This window comes from Mycobacterium sp. P4_H6, assembly GCF_056400845.1.
Genome location: NZ_JBFUKN010000088.1, coordinates 1 through 26,166, shown reverse-complemented (window position 1 = coordinate 26,166; position 26,166 = coordinate 1). Strand labels below are relative to the sequence as shown.

Below are 26,166 nucleotides of genomic sequence, written 5' to 3'. Positions count from 1 at the left end.
CGTTGAAGCCCTCGGTGCGGCTGTCGTTGTAGGACATCTGGCCGTCGGCGGAGAACGGATTGTGGAACTGCGCCGTGTAGGGAACCGTGTAGATCTCCATCCGGTCGGTGCCGAACTCGGCGCGCAGCGGATTGGTCACGTTGAGCAGCAGCGCGATCGGGAACTGCACCGGGTTGTACGGATCGAGTTGCGGCGAGGACTCCCAGGTGCCCGGGATCGAGACCAGCTGCACGTCGGGGCAGCTGGCGTCCTGGAACTCCGGTCGCGGCTTGCCCGTGGACGGCACGGCCGACGGCACATCGGTCGGTGCGCCGGGCTGGGTGGCGATCGGCGGGGTGTCGGGCTGGCGCATGAAGACCACGACGCCGGCGACGACCACCGCCACCAATACCGCGACCGCCACGGCCGCGGCCAGCGCGAGAATGCGGTGCCGTTTACGTCTGCTGTTCTTGGTCGCCATGAGTCCTTGATGGTCCGTCCTGTGAGCCCTGCGGGTAGGCCGTCGGGCTAGCAGAGCCGTTCGGTTGCGATGCGAATGTAGTCAGCGGTCGCCGAGTTGACCTCACCGACCTCGGGGGCGACCGAGGTGGCGTGCGCATCATCGACATCATCGCGGACCAGCGGCAGCACGAAATCCCACACCGCCTGCTCGGACTGTTTCGCCGCGCGGGCCTGGCAGACGTAGGCGCCGATGCTCAGTGCCATCAGCTCGTCGGCGGGCCGCACCCCGGCGTCAGCGAGCGCCTGCAGATAGGCCTGCTGATGCGGGGTTGCCGCGAAATGATCTTCGGCGTGCCCGTCGTCGCGGATCGCGCTCTGCAGCCCTTGCGCACGCGCATCGGTGGATTGGGCGGCGGGCTGACCGATGGTGGTCAGCGTGGTGTCGCCCAGCGAACAGCCACTCGTCAGCACGGCGACCGAAGCCAGCATCACCGGGGTCAGCATCACGATCGACGGGGATACCACCGGCCGCTTTGCCAGGGTCGCGGTCCACCGTCGGTTGTGCTGCACGATTCCACGGTACCGGCTGCCCGGCACCCGACCGCGAACCTGACTGTGACCGTTATCGCACCGTGGTGCAGTCGATGCCCGGGTCAGGCGATGGCCGCGGCCAGGTCGCCGCGCAGCGCGCCGAGCTGGGCCGACCAGCTACCCCAGTCGTGTTGACCACCCGTCGGGAAGTCGAAGTGTCCGTTGCGGCCGCCGATGGAGCGGTAGTGCGAGTAGAAGGTGCGGTTGCTGCCCTGGGCCTGGGCGCAGTCGTTGATCATCGCGGGGACATCACTGCAGGTGGTGGTCTGCGGGCTGAAGATCCACAGCCGGGTGTTGTTGTCCACCAACAACTGCGCGTGCACATCGGGGTCATGCCACTTCCAGCGGCCGAACTGCACCGGCCCCCACATGTTGTGGGTGTCGACCCCACCGAACTGCGCCATCCCCGCGGTGATCGCGCCGTTCTCGTAGGTACGCGACGGGGTGAGGAAGCCCGACAGCGAACCCGCGTAGCGGAACCGGTCCGGGTGGAAGGTGGCCAGCATCAGGGCGCCGGTGCCGCCCTGGGACGCGCCGACGACTCCGTGCCCACTGGGAGAGAGACCCTTGTTCGCCGCCAGCCAGTTCGGCAACTCGGTTGCCAAGAAGGTCTCCCACTGCTTGCTGCCGTCCTGCTCCCAGTTGGTGTAGAGGCTCCATGCCCCACCGGCCGGGGCCGCCACCGAGACACCGGAGCCGGCCAGGGTGTTCATCGCGTTGCCCGCGGTCACCCAGTTGCTGACGTCGGGGGCGCCGTTGAAGGCGTCGAGCAGGTAGACCGCGTGCGGGCCGCCGGCCTGGAAGGCGACGGGGATATCGCGTCCCATCGCCGCGGAGGGGACCATCAGGTATTCGACGCCGTCGGCCTTCGCCGGGGTGTCGACCGCAGCCGACACCGTCCACAGCCCCATCGCCAGCAACACCGCGCACACCATTGCGTGCAGCCTCATGTCCCACCTCTTGTCTGGCCCGATTGACCCGGCGCCGTATCCCACCAACGGGTTGTAGTGAATCACATCACCGCGCGGGGATACGCTGGAAACGACTGACGGCGGTGACCCCGAGGGATCACCGCCGTCAGTCTTCGGTCGTTGTGGTGCCGCTACTGCGTGACGGTCGGCGTCGCGCCCAGCACGCGCTGCATATCGGGCTTCATGGCCTGCAACTGCGAGCCCCAGTAACCCCAGCTGTGGGTGCCGTTCTCCGGGAAGTTGAACACGCCGTTGGTTCCGCCGTTCGCGATGTAGGTGTCGCGGAACGTCTTGTTGGTGCGCAGCGTGAAGCTCTCCAGGAACTTCGCGTTGAACAGGTTGCCGGCGCTGGCGCCCGCGTCCAGGTCCGAAGGGGTGCCGTCACCGCAGTAGACCCAGATGCGGGTGTTGTTGGAGATCAGCGTGCTCATGTTGACGTAGGGGTCGTTGCGCTTCCAGGCCGGATCGCTGGACGGGCCCCACATGTCCTCGGACTTGAAACCGCCCGCGTCACCCATCGACAGCCCGACCAGCATCGGCCACCAGCCCTCGGACAGGTTCAGGAAGCCCGACAGCGACGCGGCGTACGGGAACTGCTGCGGGTGGTGGATGGCCAGGGTGAAGGCGGCCGAGCCGGCCATCGACAGACCGACCGCGGCGCTGCCGGTGGGCTTGACGCCCCGGTTGGCCTGCAGCCAGGCCGGCAGTTCCTGGGTGAGGAAGGTCTCCCACTTGTAGGTGTAGGTGCCGCTCTTGCCCTTGGCCGGCTTGTACCAGTCCGAGTAGAAGCTGGACTGACCGCCGACGGGCATCATCACCGACAGGCCCGAGTCGTGGTACCACTCGAAGGCGGCGGTGTTGATGTCCCAGCCGTTGAAGTCGTCCTGGGCCCGCAGGCCGTCGAGCAGGTACAGCGCGGGCGAGCCCTCGCCGCCGCTCTGGAACTGGATCCGGATGTCGCGGCCCATCCCCGCCGACGGAACGTCCAGGTACTCGACCGGCAGACCGGGCCGGGAGAAGGCCCCTGCCGTCGCCGAGCCGCCGACGGCACTCACCAGGCCGGGCAGCACCGCGACCGCTGCGGTCGCGACCGCCACTCGGCGCGAGGCGCCGCGCAACTTCTGAACGAAACTCATCCGCATTCAATCCCATCGTCTTTGACCACAACTGGCCGTACTGCCCGTGTAGTCAACCACAACCCGGCACGACTTCTCTCGCCGGCGAATGCGGTTCTCAGCGATTGAGTGTGGCGATCAGATCTGGCTTCAGAGCTTGTAATTGGGCTCCCCAGTACGCCCAGGAATGGTTGCCGGCGGCCGGAAAATTGAAGGTTGCGTTGCGTCCACCAGCAGCGGTGTAGCGCTCCTGGAACTTCTTGTTGCTACCGATTGCCAGGCCTTCCAGGCTGTCGGCGTTGAACTTCTGACCGGGATCGGCGTTGAGGTCCAGCGGCGTGGAACCCCCTGGCGCACAGTAGATCCACAGCCGAGTGCCAGCTGCCACCAGCTTGCCGACCTGCTCGACGGGGTCGTTGCGCTTCCAGGCCGGGTCCCACGGCGGTCCCCACATGTTGTCCACGTTGTAGCCACCGGCGTCGAGCATGGCGACCCGGATGGCCTGTTTCATGAACGGTGTCGACGGGTTCAGGAATCCCGACAGCGCTGCGGCATAGGTGAACTGGGCCGGATGGTAGGCGGCCAGGATCAGCGCGGCCCCACCGGCCATCGACAGTCCGACCACACCGTTGCCGGTGGGTGAGATCTGTTTGTTGGTGGCCAGCCACTGCGGTAATTCGTTGCTGAGGAAGGTTTCCCACTTGTAGGTGTAAGCCTGGTTGTTGAAGCTCGACGGTGAGTACCAGTCGCTGTAGAAGCTGGACTGCCCGCCGACCGGCATGACCACCGAAACACCGGAATCGTAGAACCATTCGAAGGCAGCGGTGTTGATATCCCAGCCGTTGTAGTCGTCCTGGGCCCGCAGGCCGTCGAGTAGGTAGACGGCCTTCTGGCCTCCGGGCTGGAACTGCACGCGGATATTGCGGTTCATCGCCGTGGAGAACACGTCGAGGTATTCGACCGGGAGACCCTCGCGGGAGAAGGCGCCCGCGGTGGGGGCCGGGGTCACGACGATGGTTGCTGCGGCCGCGACGGCCACCAATATCGTCTGCAGCAGCCGACGAGCGCGCACACCAGGTTTTCTACGCATGTGTTGTCTATCCATCCATCTCATAGGCAACGCGATGTAGCGCTTTGCCACGCGGAGTTCCGCGGCGGGCATCTGTGGCCACGCTTGTGTATCGCCACAACATAACCGCGCCGTTACCGCTGCTGCAAAATCGCAGTGACCTTGCTCACGGCCCGGTGGCAGGCAACCCGGTGTACTCGGGGATCTTCTTCGGCGGGATCGCCAGACCACATCTGCGCAGCTCATAGATGGGAACGCGGTCGATCCGGTACTGGCCGAAATCGAGCGCGTGCACGAAGTTGGAGACGAACCGGCGCGGACCCAACGGGGCGCGGACCGCGTTCAGCTTCGCCTCGGTGTCAGGGCATTTCAGGGCGGCCTCGGCCTGGATGATCCAGTCCTCGTCCAGATACGGCGGGATGTACGGACGCTCCTTGAGGAACGGCCCCTCGGCCACCGCCCAGTCCGGGAACAGGTTCTTGTCGTGGCCGATGCGGGCGTCCTCCAGGCGCGCGGTGTGCGCGGCCAGCGGATTGGTCAGCCCGATCTGGTCGATGACCCGGACATCGAGGCCGACGTTCATGCCGAGCATGCCCATATTGGTGAAAAAGACTGTGTGCGGCCCGGATTCGCCCGAGGGGCGGGGCTTGTCCGGCGGCGGCGGGATGGCCGGGACCACATCCCAGACGTCATAGTTGCCCGACGGCAGCAGCAGCGCGCCGTCCGGGGTGTTGCGTAAGGCGACGAGGACGGCGCGCATCCGCGGATAGTCCAGGTAGTCGGCCGCCGTCAACGGATGCGCATGGCCGGTGGCCTGCGCGTAGAAGCGCCGCTCATCGACGATGCCGGTATAGGTGACCCGGGTGGCGTCGGCTCCCATCCCCGGCGAATTCGCCGCCCACAGCGACCATCCCGCGACCGAGAGCCACAGCAGGCTCGTGGCGCCCGCCAGCAGGTATCCCGTGCGCCTGCCGAACTTCGCGGCGTCGGGGATGCCGATCGGCACGACCGCCACCGGAGCCAGCATCAGGAACAGTGCGGTGAGCAGGACCCGGCCGTGCATGAAGTCGCCACCCTGGCGGACCCAGTACACCGCCTGGATCGCGCCGCTGAGCACGATGAAAATTACAGCGGCGGTAGGACTTTGAACCACGCGAGTCCAGGTTCGCTTGCGCCCCGGAGCATTCGGGCGGATCCACCACTGCCGGCTGCGCGACACCGACAGCAGTACCGCCAGCATCACCAGCACCACCGCCGGGATCCACAGCAGATAGGGCGCGTTGAAATTGCTCAGGTAGGTCAGCCCCTGGGACCACTTGGCACCCGAGGCGTCCTTGGCGATGGCGGTCTGGGGCACCAGCAGTCCGTAATAGCCCATCCGGAAGATCTGATAGGCCACCGGAAGCGCGCCGCCGGCCGCCACGATCAGCAGCCTCCGTCGCCAGCTCTGCGCGGCGAGCACCATCATCAGCAGCGCCAGGCCGCCGACCAGTGCCAACTCGGGGCGGACCAGCACGCTCAGCCCCGCCACGAAGGCCAGCGCCGCGCTCAGATACCGGGCGGTGCCGGCGCGCTCGGTGTAGGGCGCCTGCGACCAGCACACCATCAACCACCACAGCAGGCCGACATAGGCCAGCACCAAACCGTTTTCCAGCCCCGAGGACGCGAAGTCGCGGGCCGGCGGGATGGCGATGTAGATCAGTGCGCCGGCCGGGAGCAGCAGGGCGCGGCGGCCCTGCAGGCCCGGTGCGTACAGCCGCGCGGCACCGAGCATGACGAACACCACACCGGCCACGCTCAGCCCGAGCGTCAGGGCCAGCGTCACGTACTCCAGGCGCAATGGCCCGGCGACCCAGCTCGCCCCGGTGATCAGGTAAGTCCACAGCGTGGAGGTGTTGGATTCCACACGTTCCCCAGCGTTGAACACCGGGCCGTTGCCGGCCAACAGGTTCCGCACGGTACGCAGCACGATCAGGCCGTCATCGGCCATCCAGCGGCGCTGCCAGGCGCCCCAGCCGAACAGCCCGGCGATCACCACGACCGACAGCCACAGGCTGATCCGGACCGACATGCTGTAGCGGTAGGCCGGCCAGCCGCTCACCCGCGCCGCGACCGCGGCGCCCAGGCGATCAACTGAGGATTGCAGCCGCACAGACGGTTCCGATCCATGCCACCCCGAGCAGCTGCAGCACGCGGTCCCCCAGCACGATCTCCTCGGGTTCGCCGGCGTATCCGCCATCGACGTCGACCGCGTAGCGCAGGATCGCGATGGTGAACGGGATCATCGAGATGGCGAACCACGAACCGTCTGCGCCATCGCGCTCGAACGCCCACAGCCCGTAACAGAGCACCAGCGCGGTCGCCGACAGCGTCCAGACGAACCGCAGGTAGGAACTGGTGTAGCTCTCCAGGGACTTGCGGATCTTGGCACCGGTGCGCTCGACGAGCTGCAGCTCGGCGTACCTCTTTCCGGCCGCCATGAACAACGAGCCGAACGCCATCATCAACAGGAACCATTGCGACAACGGCACACCGGCGGCGACACCGCCGGCGATGGCCCGGATCAGGAAGCCCGAGGACACGATGCAGATGTCGATGACCGGCTGGTGTTTGAGCCCGAAGCAGTAGGCCAGCTGGATGGCGATGTAGACACCGATGACCGCGGTCAGGTTCGGTGACACCAGCCAGGCGATGCCCAGCGACGCGACGCCCAGCGCCACCRCCAGCACGTAGGCCAGCGATTCGGGCACCACCCCGGCGGCGATGGGACGGAACCGTTTGGTGGGATGCGCCCTGTCGGCCTCGACATCGCGCGCATCGTTGACCAGATAGACCGAGGATGCCGCGAGGCTGAATATCACGAAGGTCAGGACCACCTTGACCAGGACCTCGCGGAGGTCGTAGTCGTAGCGGTCGTCCCCGAGAGCGGCCACCGGTGCGGCGAAGACGAGGACGTTCTTCACCCACTGCCGCGGCCGCAGCGCCTTGACGATGCCGGTGGCCAGGTTCTTCGGCGGGCCGGCGGTCGGGAGGGGTTCTTCGCTCACAGCTCAGTCTCCTTCAAAGCCGCCTCGTTCACCGCGGCGACGCTCCGGGCGACCACCGTGCCGACCGCGACTCCGGTCAGCACATCGGTGGGATAGTGCACTCCGAGCACCAGACGCGACAGTGCCATCACCGGGATCAGCACCAGCGGCAGGCGCGTTCCGGTGACCCGCGCCAGCAGGATCGCGGCGGCCGTCGTCGACGTCGCGTGCGCCGACGGGAAACTCAGCTTGCTGGGTGTGCCCACGTTCACCGCGATCGCCGGGTGATGCGGGCGCTGCCGTTTGACGACCCGCTTGATCACCACGGCGGCCGCGTGGGCGATGAAGGCACCGGCGCCCACGGCCAGCCACTGCCGGCGCTGACGGGGTGCCGCAATGGCCCCGAGCAGCGAGATGCCGATCCATCCTGCGCTGTGCTCACCGAAATGCGAGAGGGTGCGCGCGGTCGTCAACACACCCGGGCGACCGGCCAGTGCGGCCTGCACCACCACCAGCGCCGTCTCTTCGGGCGCCAGATCGTCCGCCACGTCAGGCCTTTTCCAGCGCCGGCGGCACCACGCCTGCCGGCTCCAGCACGGCTTCCCAGCTCTCGGTGCTGGTCAGCTGCGGCAGCGCCTTGCGATACACCTTGCGCATCTTGTTGAACTTACGACCCAGCTGGATCTGACGGGTCACCGACTCACGAAGGAGTTCGAACATCTTGGCGCGGTCCCGTTGTCGGTAGACCACACCGCGGCCGTCCGCCGTGGTGACGGTGACGCCGTCGACCTTGCACAGCGAGAACCAGCGGGCGTCCTGGGTCGCGACGTTGATCTGCGGCCGGACGTGGTGCTCCGGGTTGTGCGCCGAAAGCTGATGCAGCACACCACGAGTCAGCCGGACCGAGATCGCCAGCGGGTTGGTCGGGATATTGACCTTCTTGCGCCAGCGCTTGTCGGACGGCGCGGGCAGCGCGGACGCGCTCTCCAGCACCACCGCATCGGGGAACTGGGAGCGCATCTTGCGCACCTCGGGCAGCGCCGACTCCAGGATGGAGAAGATGTGGTCGGGGCCGGCCAGGAAGTCGTCCATCGCCTTGTTCTGGATGGCGACGGTCGAATACTCCAGGCACAGAAGGTGTTTGAGCGTCGCCTTCAGATGGCTGGCGATCAGGCCGCTGATCTTTCCGTCCCAGTGCAGCGCGGCCACGACAAGCCGGTTGCGCAGGTGGAAGTAGGCCTGCCAGTCGATGGCGTCGTCCTTGTCACTCCACGCCATGTGCCAGATCGCCGCACCGGGCAACGTCACCGTCGGGTAGCCGTGCTCGCCGGCACGCAGCCCGTACTCCGAGTCGTCCCACTTGATGAACAGCGGCAGCGGCTGGCCCAGTTCCTCGGCGACCCGGCGCGGGATCATGCACATCCACCAGCCGTTGTAGTCCACGTCGATGCGGCGGTGCAGCAGCCGGCTGCGCTCGTGATCTTCGCTGTTGAGCGGGTACTTGGCGAAGTTGTGGTCGTATTCGGTGTTTACCGCACCGGTCCACATGAAGTTCTCCGCGTCGACCATCTCGCCCATCACGTGCAGGTGCGAGGGCTCCTGCAGGTTGAGCATCTGACCACCGACCAGGGTCGGCTTCTTGGCGAAACGGCTGAACGACAGCGCCCGCAGGATCGAATCCGGCTCGACCCGGATGTCGTCGTCCATGAACAGGATCTGTTCACAGTCAGTGTGTTTGAGCGCCTCGTACATCACCCGGCTGTACCCGCCGGAGCCGCCGAGGTTGGGCTGATTGTGGATGGTCAGCCGGTCGCCGAGGGCTGCGGCGGCATCGTCGAAGCCCGGATGGTCCTTGGCCTTGCTGGTGCCCTGATCGGAGAGGATCACCTTGGTGACGACCGCGTCCACCAGGGGATCCGACGTCAGCGCGGCGAGCGCGTTGACGGCGTCGGCGGGCYGGTTGAAGGTCGGGATCCCGACCGCCACGTCGGCGCGCCCCGGTGCCGGCTGCTGCGCGTACCAGCCGGCGCTGTGCACCGTCACCGCGGTGTCGGTGGTGATGTCGAACCAGATCCAGCCGCCGTCCTCGAACGGGGCTAGGTCGACCTCGAACTCCACCACGCCGGGAGCGCCGTCCTCGGTGCCCGCCGCCTCGGTGCCGCCGACGGTGATCCGCGCACCGGTCGCCTTGGACCGGTAGACGTCCACGCGGGCGTTGCCGGTGAGCTCGACCCGCAGCACCACCGACTCCAGGATCGACCAGCGCCGCCAGTAACTGGCGGGGAAGGCGTTGAAGTAGGTGGCGAAGGACACCTCGGATTCCGCGCCGATCTCCAGCGTGGTGCGGGTCGGGGCGTGGGCCCGTCGCGCGTTGGTGTCGGATTCCTCGATGTAGAGCTTGCGCACATCGAGCGGCTCGCCGGGTCGCGGCAGGATGACCCGCGACAGCAGGCTCACCGCTTTGGACTCCGTCGAGTCGAGTGCTCCGGACGGGATGTCGCTCATGAGTTGCCTTCGTCTTGAACAGTCAGGGCCGCACCGTCACGCAGGTGCGGCGCCAGGATGTTGTCGTACATGTTCAGCGCACTGGCGATGGCCATGTGCATGTCGAGGTACTGATAGGTGCCCAGCCGGCCACCGAAGAGCACCTTGGCCGCCGCCGTCTCGGCCTTGGCCCGGTCCCGGTATCCCGCCAGCAGCGCCCGGTCGGCGTCGGTGTTGATCGGGTAGTACGGCTCATCCTCGGCCTCGGCGAAGCGGGAGTACTCCCGCATGATGACCGTCTTGTCGGTGGGGTAGGCGCGTTCCGGGTGAAAGTGCCGGAACTCGTGGATGCGGGTGAACGGCACGTCCGGGTCGTTGTAGTTCATCACCGGGGTGCCCTGGAAATCACCGGTCGCCACGACCTCGGTCTCGAAGTCCAGCGTCCGCCAGCCGAGCCGCCCGTCGACATAGTCGAAGTAACGGTCCAGCGGTCCGGTGTAGATCACCGGCACGTCGAGGTTGGCCGCCCGGAGTTCGTCGCGCACCGCGAACCAGTCGGTGTCCAGGCGGACCTCGATGTTCTCGTGGTCGGCCATGTTCTGCAGCCATGTGGTGTAACCGTCGACCGGCAGACCCTCGTAGGTGTCGTTGAAGTACCGGTTGTCGAAGTTGTACCGCACCGGCAGCCGGCTGATGACGGCCGCGGGCAGGTCGGTCGGGTCGGTCTGCCACTGCTTGGCGGTGTAGTGCTTGACGAACGCCTCGTAGAGCGGGCGCCCGATCAGCGAGATGGCCTTCTCTTCGAGATTGCGTGCCTCGGCGGTGTCGATCTCGCTCGCCTGTTCGGCGATCAGCGCCCTGGCCTCGTCCGGGCTGAAGTACCGGCCGAAGAACTGCGACACCAGGCCCAGTCCCATCGGGAACTGATAGGCCTGCCCCTTGTGCAGCGCGAAGACCCGGTGCTGGTAGCCGGTGAAGTCGGTGAACCGCCGCACGTAGTCCCAGACCCGCTGGTTGGAGGTGTGGAACAGGTGCGCGCCGTAGCGGTGCACCTCGATTCCGGTCTCCGGGTCGGGCTCGGAGTAGGCGTTACCTCCTATATGGGAGCGCCGTTCGACGACGAGCACTCGCTTGCCCAGTTCATTGGCCACGCGCTCGGCGATCGTCAGGCCGAAGAATCCGGAGCCGACGACAAGCAGATCTGCGCGATGAGATTCAGCGGACATCGGCAGCAAGGGTATCCGACCGGGGGCTCCGGTCTCGAAACGAGTGAGATGGCCCGCCGACGGCAGGTCGCAATTAGCTCACGATTCCGCATCGTCACTCTAGACACACGAGTCACAGCAGTACCATCAATCACGTTGGTGGACGGCGGTAACCCGGGCACGAGAACTGCAGTCACCGACGCTTTCCATCCGATCGCAACACACCTGAAAACACGTAGTCCATGTATTGAGGAGACTTCCGTGCCGAACCGTCGTCGACGCAAGCTCTCGACAGCCATGAGCGCAGTCGCCGCCCTGGCCGTCGCAAGTCCAGTCGCCATTGCCGCCGTTTCCGAGATGTCCGAGGCCAACGAGCCTCAGCATCGCGAATTCGTTCACGCCGCCATGATCACCGATCTACCCGGCGAATTGATCAACGCTCTGTCACAGGGCCTGTCACAGTTCGGCGTCAACATGCCGCCGATGCCGACCGGTCTGCTGACGGGATCGCCGGCCGCCAGCCCGACGCTCGTCTCTCCCGGACTGGGCGCCCCCGGCCTGACCTCGCCCGGTCTGACCTCACCGGGTCTCACCTCGCCGGGGTTGACCTCACCCGGTCTCACCACGCCGGGCCTGACGAGCCCCGGGCTCACCACCCCAGGCCTGACCGCACCCGGTCTCACCACCCCGGGACTCACGACGCCGGAGCTCTCCACCTCGGGGCTGACCACGCCCGGGCTGAGCACCCCGGAGCTGACGACTCCCGGCCTGAGCATCCCGCCGGTGGGCGCGGCAGGACCGTCGTTGTCGCCGGCCTCGCTGTCGCCCGGTTCGCTGACCGATCCGGGACTGGCCGGCCTGACCCCGGGCCTGACGGATCCGGGTCTGGGCACCGGCTTCCCCGGTGAGATCCCGATCGGCGCACCCATCGGCCTGGATCCGATGGCGGGCACGTACCCGATCCTGGGTGCCGACCCGTCGCTGGCCATGCCGGCCTCCACCGGTGGCGGTGGCCTGCTGGGCACCATCAACAGTGCCGCCGAGCAGCTCGGCGCCGGCCAGGCGATCGATCTGCTCAAGGGCATGGTGATGCCCGCCATCATGTCGGCGGTCAAGAGCGCGGCACCTGCCGCGGCACCCGCCGCAGCAGCCGCTCCGGCCGCTGCGGGCGCCGCACAGGCCGGCCTGGGTGCGGCCGAGGCCGCAACCGGTGTCGCCGCCGCGGCGGCCTCGGGAGCCGGGGCCTGACCCACTGATCCTGTTACCGAACGGCACCGCAGAAGCCAGCGTGGGCTCTGCGGTGCCGTTACAGGTTTGGCGCCCAGGGCACGCGGGTAAAAACTTTGGCACCACGCGCCCGTGTCGCAACACTGGTAACAGTAAGCACATACGTAACATCAGCTCGTGCCACGTCGTCGCCCTGCACCCTCCTTGCTGCTCTCTGCAGTACTGGGCACCGTCGCGATCCTGCCGTGGGCGATCAGCGGTCTCCCCGGCGATGCGCCCACTCAGAGTTCGGCGACCGCGATCACCCAGCAGCCACTGGCCGAACTCGGTGGCGGCGAGACGATCCGGGAGATCCACCAGGACACCCCGTTCTCGATGGTCGCGCTGACCGCCGACAGTCTCGACGGGACGACCGCCCGTATCCGCGCCCAGCACGCCGACGGCGCCTGGGGTCCCTGGTACGACGCCGAAACTTTGGAGGGCGTGGGACCGGACCGACCCGACACCCACGGCACCGAGCCGATTTTCGTCGGGCGCACCCACACCGTGCAGATCGCGGTCACTCGCACCCCACCGCCACCGGCCGCGGCACCCAAGACCGGCCCCGGGCTCGGTTACATCCCCGCCAATGTCGAACAACCGTTGCCGCAGAACGTCAATGCCGTCCTCATCAGCCCGCCCGAGGCGCCGGTCGACGTGCAGTTCCCGCCACCCGCGGCCGCCACCGTCCCCGGCCAGGCGCCACAGATCATCACCCGCGCCCAGTGGGGCGCCAACGAATCGATGAAGTGCGGAGCCCCCATCTACGACAAGGGAATTCGTGCGGCCGTCGTGCACCACACCGCGGGCAGCAACGATTACACCCCGCAGGACTCGGCGGGCATCGTCCGGTCGATCTACGAGTACCACGCCCGCACGCTGGGCTGGTGCGATATCGCCTACAACGCCATGGTCGACAAGTACGGGCAGGTCTTCGAGGGCCGCGCCGGTGGCATGAGCCGGGCCGTGCAGGGCGCGCACACCGGCGGATTCAACTCCGATACCTGGGGTGTGGCGATGCTCGGCGATTTCAACGCCGAACCGCCGACACCGATCCAGATGCGCACCACCGGAAGGCTGCTCGGCTGGCGACTGGGCCTGGACCGCGTCGACCCCCACGGCAGCGTGGCCCTGACCTCGGCGGGCGGCAGCTTCACCCTTTTCCCGCGGGGCGCCACCCCGACGCTGCCCAACATCTTCACCCACCGCGATGTCGGCAACACCGACTGCCCGGGCGATGCCGCCTACGCGCAGATGGGTCTGCTGCGCGATATCGCCGCCCGGTTCAATCAGCCGCCCGGACCGCAGGATCTGGTCGACACGCTGCGTGGCGGCGCCATCTTCACCAAATGGCAGGCGCTGCGCAGTGAAGCCGGCCCGCTGGGCATGCCGACCTCACCGGAGGGGTCCGGCTTCGGGGCCACCCGGTATGTCACCTTCGACCGCGGAGCCATGTACTGGGCGCCCGAGACCGGCGCCCAGCCGGTCACCGGAGCGATCTACGAGGCCTGGGGCACACTGGGATTCGAGCGCGGCGCACTCGGGTTGCCGACGAGTGCCGAGATCCACGAGCCGCTGTGGATCAAACAGAACTTCCAGCACGGCACGCTGAACTTCGACCGCGAGACCGGTCAGGTCACCCGCGTCATCGACGGTGTGCCGGTGCAGCTTCCGCGCCCCGAGCACTCCCCCGTTCAGCTGGAGCGGTTCACCCCGATCAACAATCGGGCCTAGCGCCCGGCTAAAGCCACCAGCGTTCGAGCACGCGGGCCAGACCGTCATCGGTGTTGGGCGCGGTGACCTCGTCGGCGGCCGCCAGCGCGTCCGGATGGGCGTTGCCCATCGCGACGCCCAGTCCGGCCCAGCGCAGCATCGGAATGTCGTTGGGCATATCGCCGAAGGCCACGATGTCGGCGGCCTCGATGCCCAGCGGTCCGGCGACCTCCGCGATCCCGGTCGCCTTGCTCAGGCCGCGCGGCAGCACCTCGATGAGCCCGTTGTTGGTCGAGTAGGTCAGATCACCCTCGGCGCCGACGTGCGGGGCGAGGGCGGCGGCCATGTCTCCGCTGCGCGCACCGGCCTTGCGGATCAACAACTTGACGGCGGGCGCGCTCAACAGGTCCTCCAGCGACACCTCGGTGTTGTCCGGGTTGAGCCAGGCGTGCTCGTACCCGGGTGAGCTGACGAACTGCGGGGTCGCCGCGTCGTGGGCGCTGCGGCCGACCCGCTCCACCGCCAGGCCCGCGCCGGGGATCACCCTCGCGGCGATCTCGGCCAGGGTGGCCAACTGCGGCACCGACAGCGTGCGGGCCGAGATGATGCGGTCGGTCTCCGGGTCATAGACGACTGCGCCGTTGGCGCACACCGACATCGGCGCGAAACCGAGTTGCTCGACGACCGGCGGCACCCAGCGTGGCGGTCTGCCGGTGGCCAGCACGAAACGGGTGCCGGCGTCCACCGCGGCACGGATGACCGAGGCGGTGCGCGGCGTCACCCGTTCGTGCTCGTCGAGCAACGTGCCGTCGACGTCGGTCGCGATAAGGGTGGGCAGCATCAGCCGTCCTCACCCGCGTGCTTGGCCGCACGCTTGGCCGCCTTCTCGGCGGCCTCGTCCATGTCCATCCGGTTGGCCTCGGCCAGCGTCGGCGCACTGCCGCCCAAGCGGTGCGGCACCCAGAACTCACCCTTGGGATGCGAACCGTAGGACTCCTGCACCTTCTCCAGCAGATGCTGCATCCGGTGGTGCAGCAGTTCGGTCAGTTCGGCCGGCGGCAGTGTCGGATAGATCGGTTCGCCGACGGCGATCGAGATCGGCACCTTGGGCCTGCGCATGTTGCGTGGGTGCCCTTTGGTCCAGACGCGCTGGGCGCCCCAGATGATGTGCGGGATGATCGGCACGTCGGCCGCGATCGCCATCCTGGCCGCGCCGGACTTGAATCCCTTGATCTCGAAGCTGCGGCTGATGGTCGCCTCGGGGTAGACCCCGACCAGCTCGCCCGCCTTCAGCGCCGCACAGGCCGCGGCGAAGGAGTCGGCGCCGCTGGCCCGATCCACCTCGATGTGGCGCAGGCTGCGCATCAGCGGCCCGCCGACCTTGTGGTCGAAGACCTCCTTCTTCGCCATGAAGCGCACCTTGCGGCCGCGGCCCTGCCGGTAGGCGGGCAGGCCGGCGAAGGTGAAGTCGAAGTAGCTGGTGTGGTTCACGGCGATGACGGCGCCGCCGGTCACCGGCAGGTTCTCCACACCGGTCACGGTGAACTTCAGCCCCTGCAGCCGCCAGACCAGTCGGGCGGCTTGGATGACTGTCCCGTATACCGGTTCCACACCTCCAGCCTAGTTCCACCGGCCCGCCGAGGCGGAGGAGCGCCCGTGCTGGCGCTAAACTCGTGACCGAGCATCCACCACCAGGAGAGGCATTCGTGCAGGTCACAAGCGTCGGACACGCCGGTTTTCGGATTGATACGGAAGCCGGCAGCATCCTGTGCGACCCCTGGGTCCATCCGGCCTACTTCGCGTCGTGGTTCCCGTTCCCGGACAACACCGGGCTGGACTGGGATGCCCTCGGGGACTGCGACTACCTCTACGTCAGCCACCTGCACAAGGATCACTTCGATCCGGCGCTGCTGCGCGCGCACGTCAACAAGGACGCCGTCGTGCTGCTGCCCGACTATCCGGTGCCGGATCTGCGCCGCGAGCTGGAGGGGCTGGGTTTCCACACCTTCGTGGAGACCACCGATTCGGTGAAGCAGCGGGTCAGTGGGCCCAAGGGCGATCTCGACGTGATGATCATCGCGTTGCGGGCGCCCGCCGACGGGCCCATCGGCGACTCCGGTCTGGTGGTGTCGGACGGCGCCACAACCGCTTTCAACATGAACGACGCCCGGCCCATCGACCTCGACATGCTGGCCGCCGAGTTCGGCCATGTCGACGTGCACATGCTGCAGTACTCCGGGGCCATCTGGTATCCGATGGTCTACGACATGCCGGCCCGCGCGAAGGCGGCGTTCGGCACCCAGAAGCGGCAGCGCCAGATGGATCGCTGCCGGCAGTACATCGCGCAGGTCGGCGCCACCTGGGTGGTGCCCTCGGCCGGCCCGCCGTGCTTCCTGGACCCGGCACTGCGCGATCTCAACGACGACCAGGGCGACCCGGCCAACATCTTCCCGGACCAGATCGTGTTCCTGGACCAGATGCGCCGCCACGGGCACGACGGCGGCCTGCTGATGATCCCCGGATCGACCGCGGATTTCGCCGGCTCACAGCTCAATTCGCTCGTCCACCCGGTAGATGACCCGGAGGCCATCTTCACCACCGGCAAGGCCGCCTACATCGAGCAGTACGCCCAGCGCCAGGCGCCGGTGCTGGCCGCCGAGAAGGCGGCATGGGCCCCGGCCGACGGCGACTCACTGCTGGAACCGCTGCGCGCGCTGTTCGAGCCCATCATGCTGGCCTCCGATCAGATCTGCGACGGTATCGGCTACCCCGTCGAACTCCGGCTGCCCGGCGTCAAGAGCGTCGAGACGGTGGTCATCGACTTCCCGAAACGAGCTGTACGCGAACCGGTTCCGGATGAGAAGTTCCGCTACGGCTTCGAGATCCCGGCCCAACTGGTGCGCACGGTGGTCCGTGACAACGAACCGGACTGGGTGAACACCATCTTCCTGTCCACCCGGTTCAAGGCCTGGCGGGTCGGCGGCTACAACGAATACCTGTACACCTTCTTCAAATGCCTCACCGACGAGCGGATCGCCTACGCCGACGGATGGTTCGCCGAGGCACACGACGACAGCGCCTCCACCGTCCTGGAGGGCTGGGAGATCCAGCGCCGCTGCCCGCACCTGAAGGCCGATCTGTCCAAGTTCGGTGTGGTGGAGGGATCCACCCTGACCTGCAATCTGCACGGCTGGCAGTGGAACCTGGAGAACGGCCGGTGCCTGACGGCCAAGGGCCACCAGCTGAGGAGCTCGAGAACGACATGACCACGACGGTGTCCTACGACGACGGCCTGATCCAGCTCGATCGCCAGGCCCTGACGCTGCGGCGTTACCACTTCCCGTCGGGCACATCGAAGATCATTCCGCTGCAGGCGATCCGTGGTTACCGGGCCGAGTCGATGGGACTGGCATTCGACCGGTTCCGGATCTGGGGCCCCTCGGACGATCCGCGTCGCTGGCTGCCACTGGACGTGTGGCGCCCTATCAAATCCACCCTGGTGGTGCTCGACGTGCCGGGCACCCGGCCCAGCCCGGCATTCACCCCGCTGCGCGTCAAGGAGTTCCTGGCGGTGCTGGAGGAACTGCTGGCGGACTAGCGTTCGCGCAGCACGGTCGCCTCCAGCAACCGCTGCACGCCCCTGGTCGCGGATTTGTTCACTGCCATGGTGGCGCGCTGGAATGCGTTGGGCGCCTTGCCGGTATGCACGTGCACCGCGTCACCGACGCTGACCAGGCCGGAAGCCGACACATCGGCGTACACCCCGAGAAAACGATCGGTGCGTTCGGCCAGCTGCCGGGTGATGGTCTTGTCCAGTTCGATCTCGGGCTGCGGGCGGGTCGGCACCACGCACCTTATGGTCGGGATGGTGACCTGAAGCCGAGCCGCTCCGATGCTCAACTCGCGGCCCACCCAGAATGATTCGGGGAACTCCGGACCGTCCTCGCCGGTGTCGACGAGGACGTTCGGCCGGAACCGCCGCACATCGTAGGGCTCGGCGCCGGGTGCCAGTTGGCGCAGGCTCGCGGTGCTCATCAGATGCACCGGGCTCAGGTCGGCGAAGCTGCCCGGCGGTGTGGAGAACCGGGCCAGCGTGATGATGTCCTTGGGTGAGAAGACCGACGTGTCCGGTAACGCCTCGGCCTCGCTGAGCCCGAAGTCCTTGCGCACCTGGGCTGCCCGGAAGTTGGCCAGCGAGTCCGACACCGACATCCGGTGCTGGCTGGTGTCGTCGACCGGAGGCAGTGCCACCAGCCGCATCTCCCGGCCCAGAAGTTCCGACAGCGCCGCATGAATCTCCGGATCGTCGCCGGTCAGTTCGCGGCCGTCGGGAAAGGTCACCGCAACGGCCGGGACATTGCCCGGCCCGGCGTCCGCACCGGGTTCAGCCAGATAGCGTGCGGTGCACCCGAGGAGTGCCGGAAGGCGTCGCGCCGAAGCGGTGACACCCTTCTCCAGATCGCGGACCGCCCACAACCGGTCGGCATGCACGCCGCGGCGATCGATGCGCACCCGGTCGACCCGGCTACCGCCCATCGACTTGACCGGAAAACGCCAGAGCTCGCGGACCGTGGCTGCCACTGTGCTTACTTGCCCGAAACCGTTTGCCGCAGTTCGGAAGCCGCATCGGAGGCGGTGTCATAGACCCGCACGATGGCCTCGTCGCCGGGCGAGAGGTAGGTCGATTCACCCAACTCGGTGTACTTCGTCGCGCCGATACCGATGAGCACGTGCTCGGGATGACCCGAGGCCACCATCAGCGCGCCGACATCCTCCAGAGGTGTTTCCGGCGAGCCCTTCTGGTGGGCCAGCCGTTCGGTGATCCAGTCCAGCAGCACCTCGCCGTAGTAGGAGTAGCCCAGCAGCGGGCTGTCCACCCCGTACTCGTGCTGCTGCCCGTCGGCGCTGTGCAGGTAGCAGACCAGCCGCAGGGTGGCGGTCGGGCCGTCCGGTGTCAGGTCACTGATGTCGAAGAACTGGCGCGCAACACCTTTGGAGGCCGGGCCCCAGTTCTTCTTGTAGCTGATCTTGGGGGCTCCCGGCCGCCGGATCGAGCAGTCGTTGAAGGCGCCGAGCGCGAACGGCTCCAGCGAGGACACCGTGTCACCGCGCCACACCACCCGGCAGGCCAGTCCGACCTCGGGTTCGATCTGCAGGTTCAGCGGCTCGTCGCTGGCCGGCAGGGTGATGGCGTCCTGCGAGAGCGGGAACTCGCCGAGGAAGGTGTCGTTGCCCGGGGCGTACCAGGGGAAGATGCCCTTGGGTGCGGTTCCCTCGGAGGCGACGTTCACGAAATCATCTGCCTCCCCGGCCTGTTCGAGGTGACCGGCGAAGTTGCCGGCAACCCCGAAACCGAACCAGGTGCGCAGTTCCGTCGTATCGATTTCGATCACGGTGTCAGGACCTCCGTACCGACGTAGGGCACCAGGGCGGCGGGCACCCGCACGCTGCCGTCTGGCTGCTGATGGTTCTCCAAGATGGCGACCAGCCAGCGGGTGGTCGCCAGGGTGCCGTTCAGGGTCGCCGCGGTCTGCGGCTTGCCGTTCTCGTCGCGATAGCGGGTGGAAAGCCGACGTGCCTGGAACGTCGAACAATTCGATGTCGACGTCAGCTCCCGGTAGGTGCCCTGGGTGGGCACCCACGCCTCGCAGTCGTACTTGCGCGCCGCCGAGGAGCCCAGATCGCCCGCGGCCACATCGATCACCCGGTAGGGCACCTCGATGGCCGCCAGCATCTCGCGTTGCCAGCCCAGCAGACGCTGGTGTTCTGCTTCGGCGTCCTCGGGTTTGCAGTAGACGAAGGCCTCGACCTTGTCGAACTGGTGCACCCGGATGATGCCGCGGGTGTCCTTGCCGTAGCTGCCGGCCTCCCGCCGGAAACACGACGACCAGCCCGCGTAGCGCAGCGGCCCCGCGGACAGGTCCAGGATCTCGTCGCTGTGGTACCCGGCCAACGGCACCTCCGAGGTGCCGACCAGGTAGAGATCGTCGGCCTCCAACCGGTAGATCTCGTCGGCGTGGGCGCCCAGGAATCCGGTGCCCGCCATCACTTCCGGCCGTACCAGCACCGGCGGGATCATCAGCGTGAAACCGTTGGCCGTGGCCAGCCGGACGGCCARCTGCAGCAGGCCCAGCTGCAGCAGCGCGCCGTGGCCGGTCAGGAAGTAGAACCGCGACCCGGACACCTTGGCGCCGCGTTCCATGTCGAYCAGACCCAGCGCCTCACCGAGTTCCAGGTGGTCACGCGGGTTCTCGATGGCCGGCGGTTCACCCACGGTGTCGAGCAGGGCGAAGTCGTCCTCGCCGCCGGCGGGCACGCCGTCGACGATGACATTGGAGACCGCCATGTGGGCGGTGATGAACGCGGCTTCGGCCTGGGCCTGCTGCGCCTCGGCGGCCTTGACCTCGTCGGCGAGCTCCTTGGCGCGGGCCAGCAGCGCCGGTCGCTCATCGGGGGTGGCCTTGCCGACCAGCTTGCTGGCGGACTTCTGCTCGGCGCGCAGGGTGTCGGCGGTGGAGATGGCCGATCGGCGCGCGGTATCGGCGGCCAGCAGGGCGTCCACCCGGCCGGGATCCTCGCCGCGGGCGCGTTGTGAGGCGCGCACCCGATCGGGCTCTTCGCGTAGCAGCTTGAGGTCGATCACGGCGGTAACCCTACTTGCGCGCCGCCGGCAGACGGCCCGCGGGCCACAACCACATAACATTACAAGTGCATCACTTGTCACACATCGTGACACGCCTGTCACAATGGGAGGCGATGTTGGACGCACCCGATAGCCCGGAACCGTTTCTGTACGAGGCGCAGACCTCGCAGAAACCGGTGTCTCGATGGCGCAAGGCGCTGTCCCTGAGCACCCCGCTCAGCCCCACCCGCCGCGCCCTGCTGCTGACCGCCCTGGGTGGACTGCTGATCGCCGGCGTCATCACCGTGCTGCCCGACACCGCTGTCGGTGGCCGACTGGCCGGGTTGAACTCCGGATCCAGCGCGCTGGGGTTACGCACCAACAGCACCTTCGACAACGCCAAGGGCGGCGACTGCCTGAACTGGCCGGAACGCACCCCCGACGCCGCGCAGATCGTGGACTGCACCACCGAGCACCGGTTCGAGGTCGCCGAGTCCATCGACATGCGCACCTTCCCGGGCACCGAGTACGGCCCGGACGCGGCGCCGCCGTCGCCGGCCCGCATCCAGCAGATCAGCCAGGAGCAGTGCCAGAGCGCCGTGCAGCGCTACCTCGGTGACCGATACGACCCCAACGGGCGGTTCAGTGTCAGCCTGCTCTGGTCCGGTGAGAAGACCTGGCGCCAGGCCGGTGAACGGCGGATGCTGTGCGGTCTGCAACTGCCGGGCGCCAACAACCAGCAGCAGGCCTTCCAGGGCAAGGTCGCCGACATCGATCAGTCCAAGGTCTGGCCCGGGGGCACCTGCCTGGGCATCGACCCGGCCACCAACCAGCCCACCGACATCCCGGTGGACTGCGCGGGACCGCACTCCCTGGAGGTGACCGGCGCGGTCAATCTCGCCGAGAAGTTCCCCCAGGGCCTGCCCGCGGAGGGCGACCAGGACACCTTCGTCAAGGACAACTGCTCGCGGGTGACCGACGCCTACCTCGCGCCGCTACAACTGCGCACCACCACGCTGACGCTGGTGTACAGCACCATCGCACTGCCGAGCTGGTCGGCGGGCAGCCACCAGGTGTCGTGCAGCATCGGCGCCACCCTCGGCAACGGCGGCTGGTCGACCCTGCTGAACAGTGCCAAGGGTCCGCTGATGATCAACGGCCGTCCCCCGGTCCCGCCGCCGGACATCCCGGATGAGCGGCTGAACATCCCGGCCATCCCGTTGCCGCCGATCGACACCTCCTCGCAGATCACCTACGACGAGTCCGACAGCAGTGGGAGCGGAAGCAGCAGCAGCGGCAGTTCCAGCAGCAGCAGCCAGCAGACCGAGTCCAACGAGCACCTGCCCGGGCAGGCAAGCCAGACCTCCGAGGCGGCGCCCACGTCTGAGGCGCCCGTGGGCGGGAACACCTTCCTCAACGGTCCCCCGGTCCCCCCGCCGCCACCTCCGGCGGCCGGTCCTCCGATGGAGGGGGTTCCCCCGCCCGCCCCGCCGGCACCCGAGGGCGCCCCCGCGCCGCCGCCCGGGCCTGCGCCGGTCGAGCCCGTGCCGCCGCCGCTCCCGTAATCGCGTGCCGGTCTCGATGAGCGCGCAGCGGTTCGAGGAACTGGTTTCCGACGCGCTCGATCTGATCCCGTCCGAACTGGCCGCCGCGGCCAACAACGTCGTCTTCCTGGTCGAGGCGCGCCATCCCGACGAGCCCGACCTGCTCGGGCTTTACGAGGGCATCGCCCTGACCGAGCGGGACTCGACCTACGCAGGGGCGCTGCCCGACGCCATCACCATCTACCGGGACGCTCTACTGGACATGTGTGAGACCGAGGACGAGGTGGTCGACGAGGTGGCCATCACGGTGGTGCACGAGCTGGCCCACCACTTCGGTATCGATGACGAGCGCCTGCACGAACTGGGTTGGGCGTGACACCTGTGCCCGACCCGCCGGGTCGGAACCGTGCCCTGTCGGTGCGCGGTGCCACAATGACGGATATGAGCACGACAAGCCAAAAATCCGGGACCTGCCGGGAGTGCGGCGTCGAGCACGAGCACTGCCACGGCACCGTGATCCTGCACATCGGCCTGCGCCCGGAGTGCACAGAAGCCGACTGCGTCACCCCGGAGGCGCTGCACGGCTACACCATCGACTGCTATGCCGTCGGGTGCGGCTGCGCGGTGGATCAGCCCATGGGGCCGGCGGTCTCGGCTGTTTCCTTCTCCTCGGCGTCGGGATAGAACGGCGGGGTCAACGAACCCCACCGCACGCAACTCCAACGGCCGTCGGTGATCGGGCTGAGCACCACCGACTCGGTGTTGTTCAGGTGATGGTCCACCGCGAAGGCACCGTCCACCCCGGCGAGCACGGACGCCACCAGCCGGATCGCGGCGCCGTGGCTGACCACCACGATGTCGCCGTGCCACCGGTCATCGTCGAGATGACGCAGCCGTAGCTCGGTGAGTACCGGCACCACCCGGTCCAGCACCTGCCGCCCGGTCTCGCCGCCGGGCACCGGGACATCGAGATCGCCGTGATGCCAGCTGCGGTACACCGCCTCGAAGGTATCGATCGCGGCTTCGTCGTTGCGGTTCTCCAGATCGCCGACCTGAACCTCGTGGATGCCTTCGAACTCGTCGGTCGACAGGTCGAGATGGCCGGCGATCCCCGCCGCGGTCTCGCGTGCCCTGGTCGCCACCGAGTGCGCCACCATGGCGATCGGGCTCGTCCAGTCGGCGGCGAAGGTGCGCGCCTGCTGATGGCCTAGGTCGGTCAGCGCCGCACCCGGCGGCAAGGTGTCGAGGCGTCGCTCGACGTTGCCGTAGGACTGTCCGTGCCGCACCAGCACCAGGCGCCCCGTCATGCCGATCCTCCTGTCCGTGTTGCCTGCAACCAGCCTGCCGCCTCATCGAAACCCGGGGGCACCGCCCCGACCGCCGCGCCGGTCGGCCACGAACCCAGGTACCGGACGTCGGCGCAGCGCCGGTGCAGCGCCTTGAGCGCCTCACCGACGGCCTCGTCGGCGATATGGCCGACACAGTCGAGAAAGAACTTGTAGGTGCCCAATTCTGTTCGGGTGGGCCGGGATTCGATGCGGGTCAGGTCGATGCCCCGGATCGACAGCTCGGTCATGGCCGCCACCAGCGCGCCCGGCACGTTGTCCAGGCGCAGCACCACCGAGGTGCGATCGGCACCGGTGCGGGCCGGCGGGGCCCCCGGCGGGCCGACCAGCACGAAGCGGGTGCGTGCGTTGGCTTCGTCGACGATGTCGGCGGCCAGCACCGCCAGTCCGTAGCGCTGCGCGGCGAGGGCGGTGCTGACCCCGGCATCGGCGCCACCGCCCGCCACATCCTGGGCCGCGGCGGCATTGGAGTAGGCCGGCACGATGCGGGCGTTCGGGAGGTGGGCCGCCAGCCACTTGCGGACCTGCGCGGCGGCCACCGGGAACGCGGCCACCGTCTGGATATCGGCGGCTGTCACCCCCGGCCGGGTGACGATGGTGAACGCCACGTCGAGGGTGTGCTCGGCGTAGATCTGCAGGGCGGACCCATCGGCCAGGCCGTCGAGGGTGGGGATCACCGAACCGTCGATCGAGTTCTCGATCGGTACGCACGCGTAGTCGGTGTCGCCGGTGCGGATCGCTTCGAGCGCGCCGCCCGCGCTGTCATGGGGCAGCGGGACGACCTCGGTGGACGCGTCGCCCGGCGGCACCAGCCCACCGGCCACCATCTGCAGCAATGCCGCCTCGGTGAAGGTCCCCTCGGGTCCGAGGTAGGCGATACGTGGCACGTCCTCAACCCTAGTGGCTCGGCGACCAGCCTCCCGGTACGCCGGGGGAAACCTTGCGCATCCAKCAGGATCTGTAGTTAAGTAAGGCTTACCTCACTAACCGGAAGGTGATCAGATGTCTGTGACGGCACCGACGACAGCCGAGCGGATCCGCAGCGCTTGCGCCCGCGCCGGCGGCGCGATGCTGGCCGTGGAGGGCCTTGAGCCCGCCGCCACGCCGGTCCACCATCTGCTCGATGACGGCTCCTTCGCCATCACCATCCCCGCCGACGGGCTGCTGGCAGGCATGGTGGTCTCGTCCGGCTCGGCAGGCATGCAGGCCGTGCTGGAGATGACCGACTACGCGCCGCTGCCGTTGCGCGAACCGGTGCGCTCACTGGTCTGGATCCAGGGCCGGATGTTCCTGGTACCCGACGGCGAAGTGGCCGGGATGCTCGACCTCGTCGCCACCGAGAACCCCAACCCGGCTCTGCTGCAGGTGAATACCGGTAGCGCCGAAGCGTCCCGCGGCGACACCCCGTACGCGCTGGCCCGCCTGGAGATCGAATCGGTGGTGGTCGCCGATTCCACCGGCGCCGAGTCCGTCGGCGTGGGCGCGCTGCTGGCCGCCCGGCCCGATCCGTTCTGCGGGCTGGAGTCGTGCTGGCTGCGCCACCTGGAATCCGCACACCGCGAGGTGGTGGAACGCTTGGCCACCCGACTGCCGCAGACCCTGCGCAGCGGCCGGGTCCGCCCGCTGGGACTGGACCGCTACGGCGTGCAACTGCGGGTCGAGGACGAGTCCGGCGATCACGACGTCCGGCTGCCCTTCGCCAAACCCGTCGATGACGTCACCGGCCTGAGCCAGGCCATCCGGGTGCTGATGGGCTGCCCGTTCCTCAACGGGTTGCGCGCGCGGCGCATCTGACCCGCCATTAGCCTGGCGGCGGTGACTGCACCCCCAGGGCCGCTGCCGTCCCCTCGGACGCTGCGGATCGAGATCGCCGTCGTGCTGGCGGTCACCTTCGGACTGAGTGCCTATGTGGCGCTGCTCAATCTCATCGAGGCGGTGCTGCTCGGGCTGGGTGGCCAGACGGTGGCGCTCAACCAACGCCGGTCACCCTTCGACCTGATCGACCTGGGCCTCAATGTGGCCTCGGTGGTCCAACTGCTGGCGTGGGGCGCCCTCGGTCTCTACCTCTTGTGRCGCACCGGGACCGGCCCCGCCCAGATCGGCCTCGGCCGCTTCCGGCTGCACCCCGACCTGACCGGCGGGCTCGGACTGGCCGCACTGATCGGCATACCGGGGCTCGCGCTGTACGTGGCGGCGCGTGTCCTGGGACTCAGCGCCGAGGTGGAACCGGCCGAACTCAACGACACCTGGTGGCGGATACCGCTGCTGCTGATGATCGCGTTCGCCAACGGCTGGGCCGAGGAGATCATCGTCGTCGGCTTCCTGATCACCCGGTTGCGTCAGCTCAACATCAGCGCAGGCGTGGCGCTGCTGATCTCGGCGCTGCTGCGCGGGGGCTACCACCTCTATCAGGGCTACAGCGCGGGGCTGGGCAATATCGCGATGGGCCTGATTTTCGGCTACGTGTGGATGCGTACCGGCAAGCTGTGGCCGCTGATCGTCGCCCACGGCCTGATCGACGCGGTGGCCTTCGTCGGCTATTCACTGGCCGCCGGCGAGCTGGACTGGTTGAGCTGAGAATCACCCGCCGAGCAGTACATTCGCAGGTGTGAACGACAACCCGCCGCATCGTCCGGAGGCACCCCGGCGGGAACCGTCACAGGAGATCCGCCGCGACCCGCGTCACCGCCCGCCTCCGGTCTGGCCGCCCAACCCGCCTACGCCGCCGCCGGTACCGCCGGCCGCTCCCCGCCCACCCGTCGCGCGACCACCC

General features: G+C 68.0%; 25 protein-coding genes and 1 pseudogene. 9 read left to right on the top strand and 17 right to left on the bottom strand.

All coding sequences use genetic code 11. From position 1 onward, the window contains the following. From AC1DTF_RS26510 to glf, 10 genes and pseudogenes are all read right to left on the bottom strand, one after another. Positions 1-460 (bottom strand): annotated as a pseudogene (locus tag AC1DTF_RS26510) (cutinase); the annotation flags it as partial. Positions 461-507: 47 nt separating this feature from the next. After that, entirely contained in the window at positions 508-1,011 is a 504-nt protein-coding gene (locus tag AC1DTF_RS26505) for a DUF732 domain-containing protein (protein ID WP_477476233.1), read from the bottom strand. Between the two features lie 83 nt (positions 1,012-1,094). Further along, positions 1,095-1,982, bottom strand: a complete 888-nt coding sequence (locus AC1DTF_RS26500) for an esterase family protein (protein ID WP_057171157.1) — start codon at positions 1,980-1,982, stop codon at positions 1,095-1,097. A 152-nt stretch (positions 1,983-2,134) separates the two neighbouring features. Further along, positions 2,135-3,139 carry an esterase family protein gene (locus AC1DTF_RS26495; protein ID WP_477476232.1) on the bottom strand — a complete coding sequence of 335 codons (1,005 nt, stop codon included), beginning with the start codon at positions 3,137-3,139 and terminating at the stop codon, positions 2,135-2,137. 97 nt (positions 3,140-3,236) lie between these two features. Beyond that, positions 3,237-4,232 carry an esterase family protein gene (locus AC1DTF_RS26490; protein WP_477476231.1) on the bottom strand — a complete coding sequence of 332 codons (996 nt, stop codon included), beginning with the start codon at positions 4,230-4,232 and terminating at the stop codon, positions 3,237-3,239. Positions 4,233-4,353: 121 nt separating this feature from the next. After that, the gene (gene aftB / locus AC1DTF_RS26485; protein ID WP_477476234.1) at positions 4,354-6,258 is read right to left on the bottom strand and encodes a terminal beta-(1->2)-arabinofuranosyltransferase; all 1,905 of its coding nucleotides are present in this window, start codon (positions 6,256-6,258) and stop codon (positions 4,354-4,356) included. A 58-nt stretch (positions 6,259-6,316) separates the two neighbouring features. Beyond that, entirely contained in the window at positions 6,317-7,234 is a 918-nt protein-coding gene (locus AC1DTF_RS26480; protein WP_477476230.1) for a decaprenyl-phosphate phosphoribosyltransferase, read from the bottom strand. Further along, positions 7,231-7,761: a phosphatase PAP2 family protein gene (locus tag AC1DTF_RS26475; protein WP_477476229.1), complete on the bottom strand. Its 531-nt coding sequence runs from the start codon at positions 7,759-7,761 to the stop codon at positions 7,231-7,233. Before AC1DTF_RS26475 ends, AC1DTF_RS26480 begins: the two co-directional genes overlap by 4 nt. A gap of 1 nt (position 7,762) precedes the next feature. After that, entirely contained in the window at positions 7,763-9,718 is a 1,956-nt protein-coding gene (locus tag AC1DTF_RS26470; protein WP_477476228.1) for a glycosyltransferase, read from the bottom strand. Then, positions 9,715-10,923: a UDP-galactopyranose mutase gene (gene glf, locus AC1DTF_RS26465; protein WP_477476227.1), complete on the bottom strand. Its 1,209-nt coding sequence runs from the start codon at positions 10,921-10,923 to the stop codon at positions 9,715-9,717. The genes AC1DTF_RS26470 and glf overlap by 4 nt, the downstream gene beginning before the upstream one ends. 240 nt (positions 10,924-11,163) lie before the next feature. Here glf and AC1DTF_RS26460 point away from each other — a divergent pair, with 240 nt between their 5' ends. Further along, positions 11,164-12,150 carry a hypothetical protein gene (locus tag AC1DTF_RS26460; RefSeq protein ID WP_057171163.1) on the top strand — a complete coding sequence of 329 codons (987 nt, stop codon included), beginning with the start codon at positions 11,164-11,166 and terminating at the stop codon, positions 12,148-12,150. A 156-nt stretch (positions 12,151-12,306) separates the two neighbouring features. Then, positions 12,307-13,902, top strand: a complete 1,596-nt coding sequence (locus AC1DTF_RS26455; RefSeq protein ID WP_477476226.1) for an N-acetylmuramoyl-L-alanine amidase — start codon at positions 12,307-12,309, stop codon at positions 13,900-13,902. Positions 13,903-13,909: 7 nt separating this feature from the next. Here AC1DTF_RS26455 and AC1DTF_RS26450 read toward each other — a convergent pair whose 3' ends face one another. Together AC1DTF_RS26450 and AC1DTF_RS26445 are read right to left on the bottom strand one after the other, a co-directional pair. Next, positions 13,910-14,722, bottom strand: coding sequence for a Cof-type HAD-IIB family hydrolase (locus tag AC1DTF_RS26450; RefSeq protein WP_082614567.1), 813 nt, complete (start codon positions 14,720-14,722; stop codon positions 13,910-13,912). Continuing rightward, a complete protein-coding gene (locus AC1DTF_RS26445) occupies positions 14,722-15,492 on the bottom strand; it encodes a lysophospholipid acyltransferase family protein (RefSeq protein ID WP_477476225.1) in 771 nt (256 codons plus the stop codon). The genes AC1DTF_RS26450 and AC1DTF_RS26445 overlap by 1 nt, the downstream gene beginning before the upstream one ends. A 95-nt stretch (positions 15,493-15,587) precedes the next feature. On the opposite strand from AC1DTF_RS26445, the gene AC1DTF_RS26440 reads away from it, so the two are divergent. After that, a complete protein-coding gene (locus AC1DTF_RS26440; RefSeq protein ID WP_477476224.1) occupies positions 15,588-17,147 on the top strand; it encodes a Rieske 2Fe-2S domain-containing protein in 1,560 nt (519 codons plus the stop codon). Then, on the top strand, positions 17,144-17,479 hold the full coding sequence (locus AC1DTF_RS26435) for a hypothetical protein (protein ID WP_057171168.1): 336 nt from the start codon (positions 17,144-17,146) through the stop codon (positions 17,477-17,479). The genes AC1DTF_RS26440 and AC1DTF_RS26435 overlap by 4 nt, the downstream gene beginning before the upstream one ends. On the opposite strand, the gene AC1DTF_RS26430 is transcribed toward AC1DTF_RS26435, so the two are convergent. The 3 genes from AC1DTF_RS26430 to serS are packed head-to-tail and all read right to left on the bottom strand — an operon-like array spanning position 17,476 to position 20,524. Further along, positions 17,476-18,462: an MOSC domain-containing protein gene (locus tag AC1DTF_RS26430; protein WP_477476223.1), complete on the bottom strand. Its 987-nt coding sequence runs from the start codon at positions 18,460-18,462 to the stop codon at positions 17,476-17,478. The genes AC1DTF_RS26435 and AC1DTF_RS26430 overlap by 4 nt on opposite strands. Before the next feature lie 5 nt (positions 18,463-18,467). Next, positions 18,468-19,274, bottom strand: a complete 807-nt coding sequence (locus tag AC1DTF_RS26425; RefSeq protein WP_477476222.1) for a DUF5718 family protein — start codon at positions 19,272-19,274, stop codon at positions 18,468-18,470. Continuing rightward, positions 19,271-20,524, bottom strand: a complete 1,254-nt coding sequence (gene serS, locus AC1DTF_RS26420) for a serine--tRNA ligase (RefSeq protein WP_477476221.1) — start codon at positions 20,522-20,524, stop codon at positions 19,271-19,273. The genes AC1DTF_RS26425 and serS overlap by 4 nt, the downstream gene beginning before the upstream one ends. A gap of 113 nt (positions 20,525-20,637) precedes the next feature. Here serS and AC1DTF_RS26415 point away from each other — a divergent pair, with 113 nt between their 5' ends. From AC1DTF_RS26415 to AC1DTF_RS26405, 3 genes are all read left to right on the top strand, one after another. Continuing rightward, on the top strand, positions 20,638-22,068 hold the full coding sequence (locus AC1DTF_RS26415) for a septum formation family protein (protein WP_477476220.1): 1,431 nt from the start codon (positions 20,638-20,640) through the stop codon (positions 22,066-22,068). Between the two features lie 16 nt (positions 22,069-22,084). Then, entirely contained in the window at positions 22,085-22,423 is a 339-nt protein-coding gene (locus AC1DTF_RS26410; RefSeq protein WP_156409481.1) for a metallopeptidase family protein, read from the top strand. Between the two features lie 65 nt (positions 22,424-22,488). Further along, positions 22,489-22,731, top strand: a complete 243-nt coding sequence (locus AC1DTF_RS26405) for a hypothetical protein (RefSeq protein WP_477476219.1) — start codon at positions 22,489-22,491, stop codon at positions 22,729-22,731. On the opposite strand, the gene AC1DTF_RS26400 is transcribed toward AC1DTF_RS26405, so the two are convergent. Next, positions 22,677-23,354 (bottom strand): histidine phosphatase family protein, encoded by a 678-nt coding sequence (locus AC1DTF_RS26400; protein ID WP_477476218.1) that lies wholly within the window; start codon positions 23,352-23,354, stop codon positions 22,677-22,679. The genes AC1DTF_RS26405 and AC1DTF_RS26400 overlap by 55 nt on opposite strands. Further along, complete coding sequence (gene pheA / locus AC1DTF_RS26395) at positions 23,351-24,280, bottom strand: prephenate dehydratase (RefSeq protein WP_477476217.1); 930 nt, start codon at positions 24,278-24,280, stop codon at positions 23,351-23,353. The genes AC1DTF_RS26400 and pheA overlap by 4 nt, the downstream gene beginning before the upstream one ends. Positions 24,281-24,395: 115 nt before the next feature. Here pheA and AC1DTF_RS26390 point away from each other — a divergent pair, with 115 nt between their 5' ends. Both AC1DTF_RS26390 and AC1DTF_RS26385 read left to right on the top strand, forming a co-directional pair. Next, the gene (locus AC1DTF_RS26390; RefSeq protein WP_057171175.1) at positions 24,396-25,187 is read left to right on the top strand and encodes a DUF2470 domain-containing protein; all 792 of its coding nucleotides are present in this window, start codon (positions 24,396-24,398) and stop codon (positions 25,185-25,187) included. Between the two features lie 21 nt (positions 25,188-25,208). Next, complete coding sequence (locus AC1DTF_RS26385; RefSeq protein WP_477476216.1) at positions 25,209-25,970, top strand: CPBP family intramembrane glutamic endopeptidase; 762 nt, start codon at positions 25,209-25,211, stop codon at positions 25,968-25,970. Positions 25,971-26,166 lie beyond the last annotated feature (196 nt).

Bases quoted from the DNA above. Each gene is read 5' to 3' on its own strand.
- AC1DTF_RS26500 (WP_057171157.1), bottom strand. From the start codon at position 1,982: ATGAGGCTGCACGCAATGGTGTGCGCGGTGTTGCTGGCGATGGGGCTG.
- AC1DTF_RS26495 (WP_477476232.1), bottom strand. From the start codon at position 3,139: ATGAGTTTCGTTCAGAAGTTGCGCGGCGCCTCGCGCCGAGTGGCGGTC.
- AC1DTF_RS26490 (WP_477476231.1), bottom strand. From the start codon at position 4,232: ATGAGATGGATGGATAGACAACACATGCGTAGAAAACCTGGTGTGCGC.
- aftB (WP_477476234.1), bottom strand. From the start codon at position 6,258: ATGTCGGTCCGGATCAGCCTGTGGCTGTCGGTCGTGGTGATCGCCGGG.
- glf (WP_477476227.1), bottom strand. From the start codon at position 10,923: ATGTCCGCTGAATCTCATCGCGCAGATCTGCTTGTCGTCGGCTCCGGA.
- AC1DTF_RS26450 (WP_082614567.1), bottom strand. From the start codon at position 14,722: ATGCTGCCCACCCTTATCGCGACCGACGTCGACGGCACGTTGCTCGAC.
- AC1DTF_RS26435 (WP_057171168.1), top strand. From the start codon at position 17,144: ATGACCACGACGGTGTCCTACGACGACGGCCTGATCCAGCTCGATCGC.
- AC1DTF_RS26415 (WP_477476220.1), top strand. From the start codon at position 20,638: ATGTTGGACGCACCCGATAGCCCGGAACCGTTTCTGTACGAGGCGCAG.
- AC1DTF_RS26410 (WP_156409481.1), top strand. From the start codon at position 22,085: ATGAGCGCGCAGCGGTTCGAGGAACTGGTTTCCGACGCGCTCGATCTG.
- AC1DTF_RS26405 (WP_477476219.1), top strand. From the start codon at position 22,489: ATGAGCACGACAAGCCAAAAATCCGGGACCTGCCGGGAGTGCGGCGTC.
- AC1DTF_RS26400 (WP_477476218.1), bottom strand. From the start codon at position 23,354: ATGACGGGGCGCCTGGTGCTGGTGCGGCACGGACAGTCCTACGGCAAC.
- AC1DTF_RS26390 (WP_057171175.1), top strand. From the start codon at position 24,396: ATGTCTGTGACGGCACCGACGACAGCCGAGCGGATCCGCAGCGCTTGC.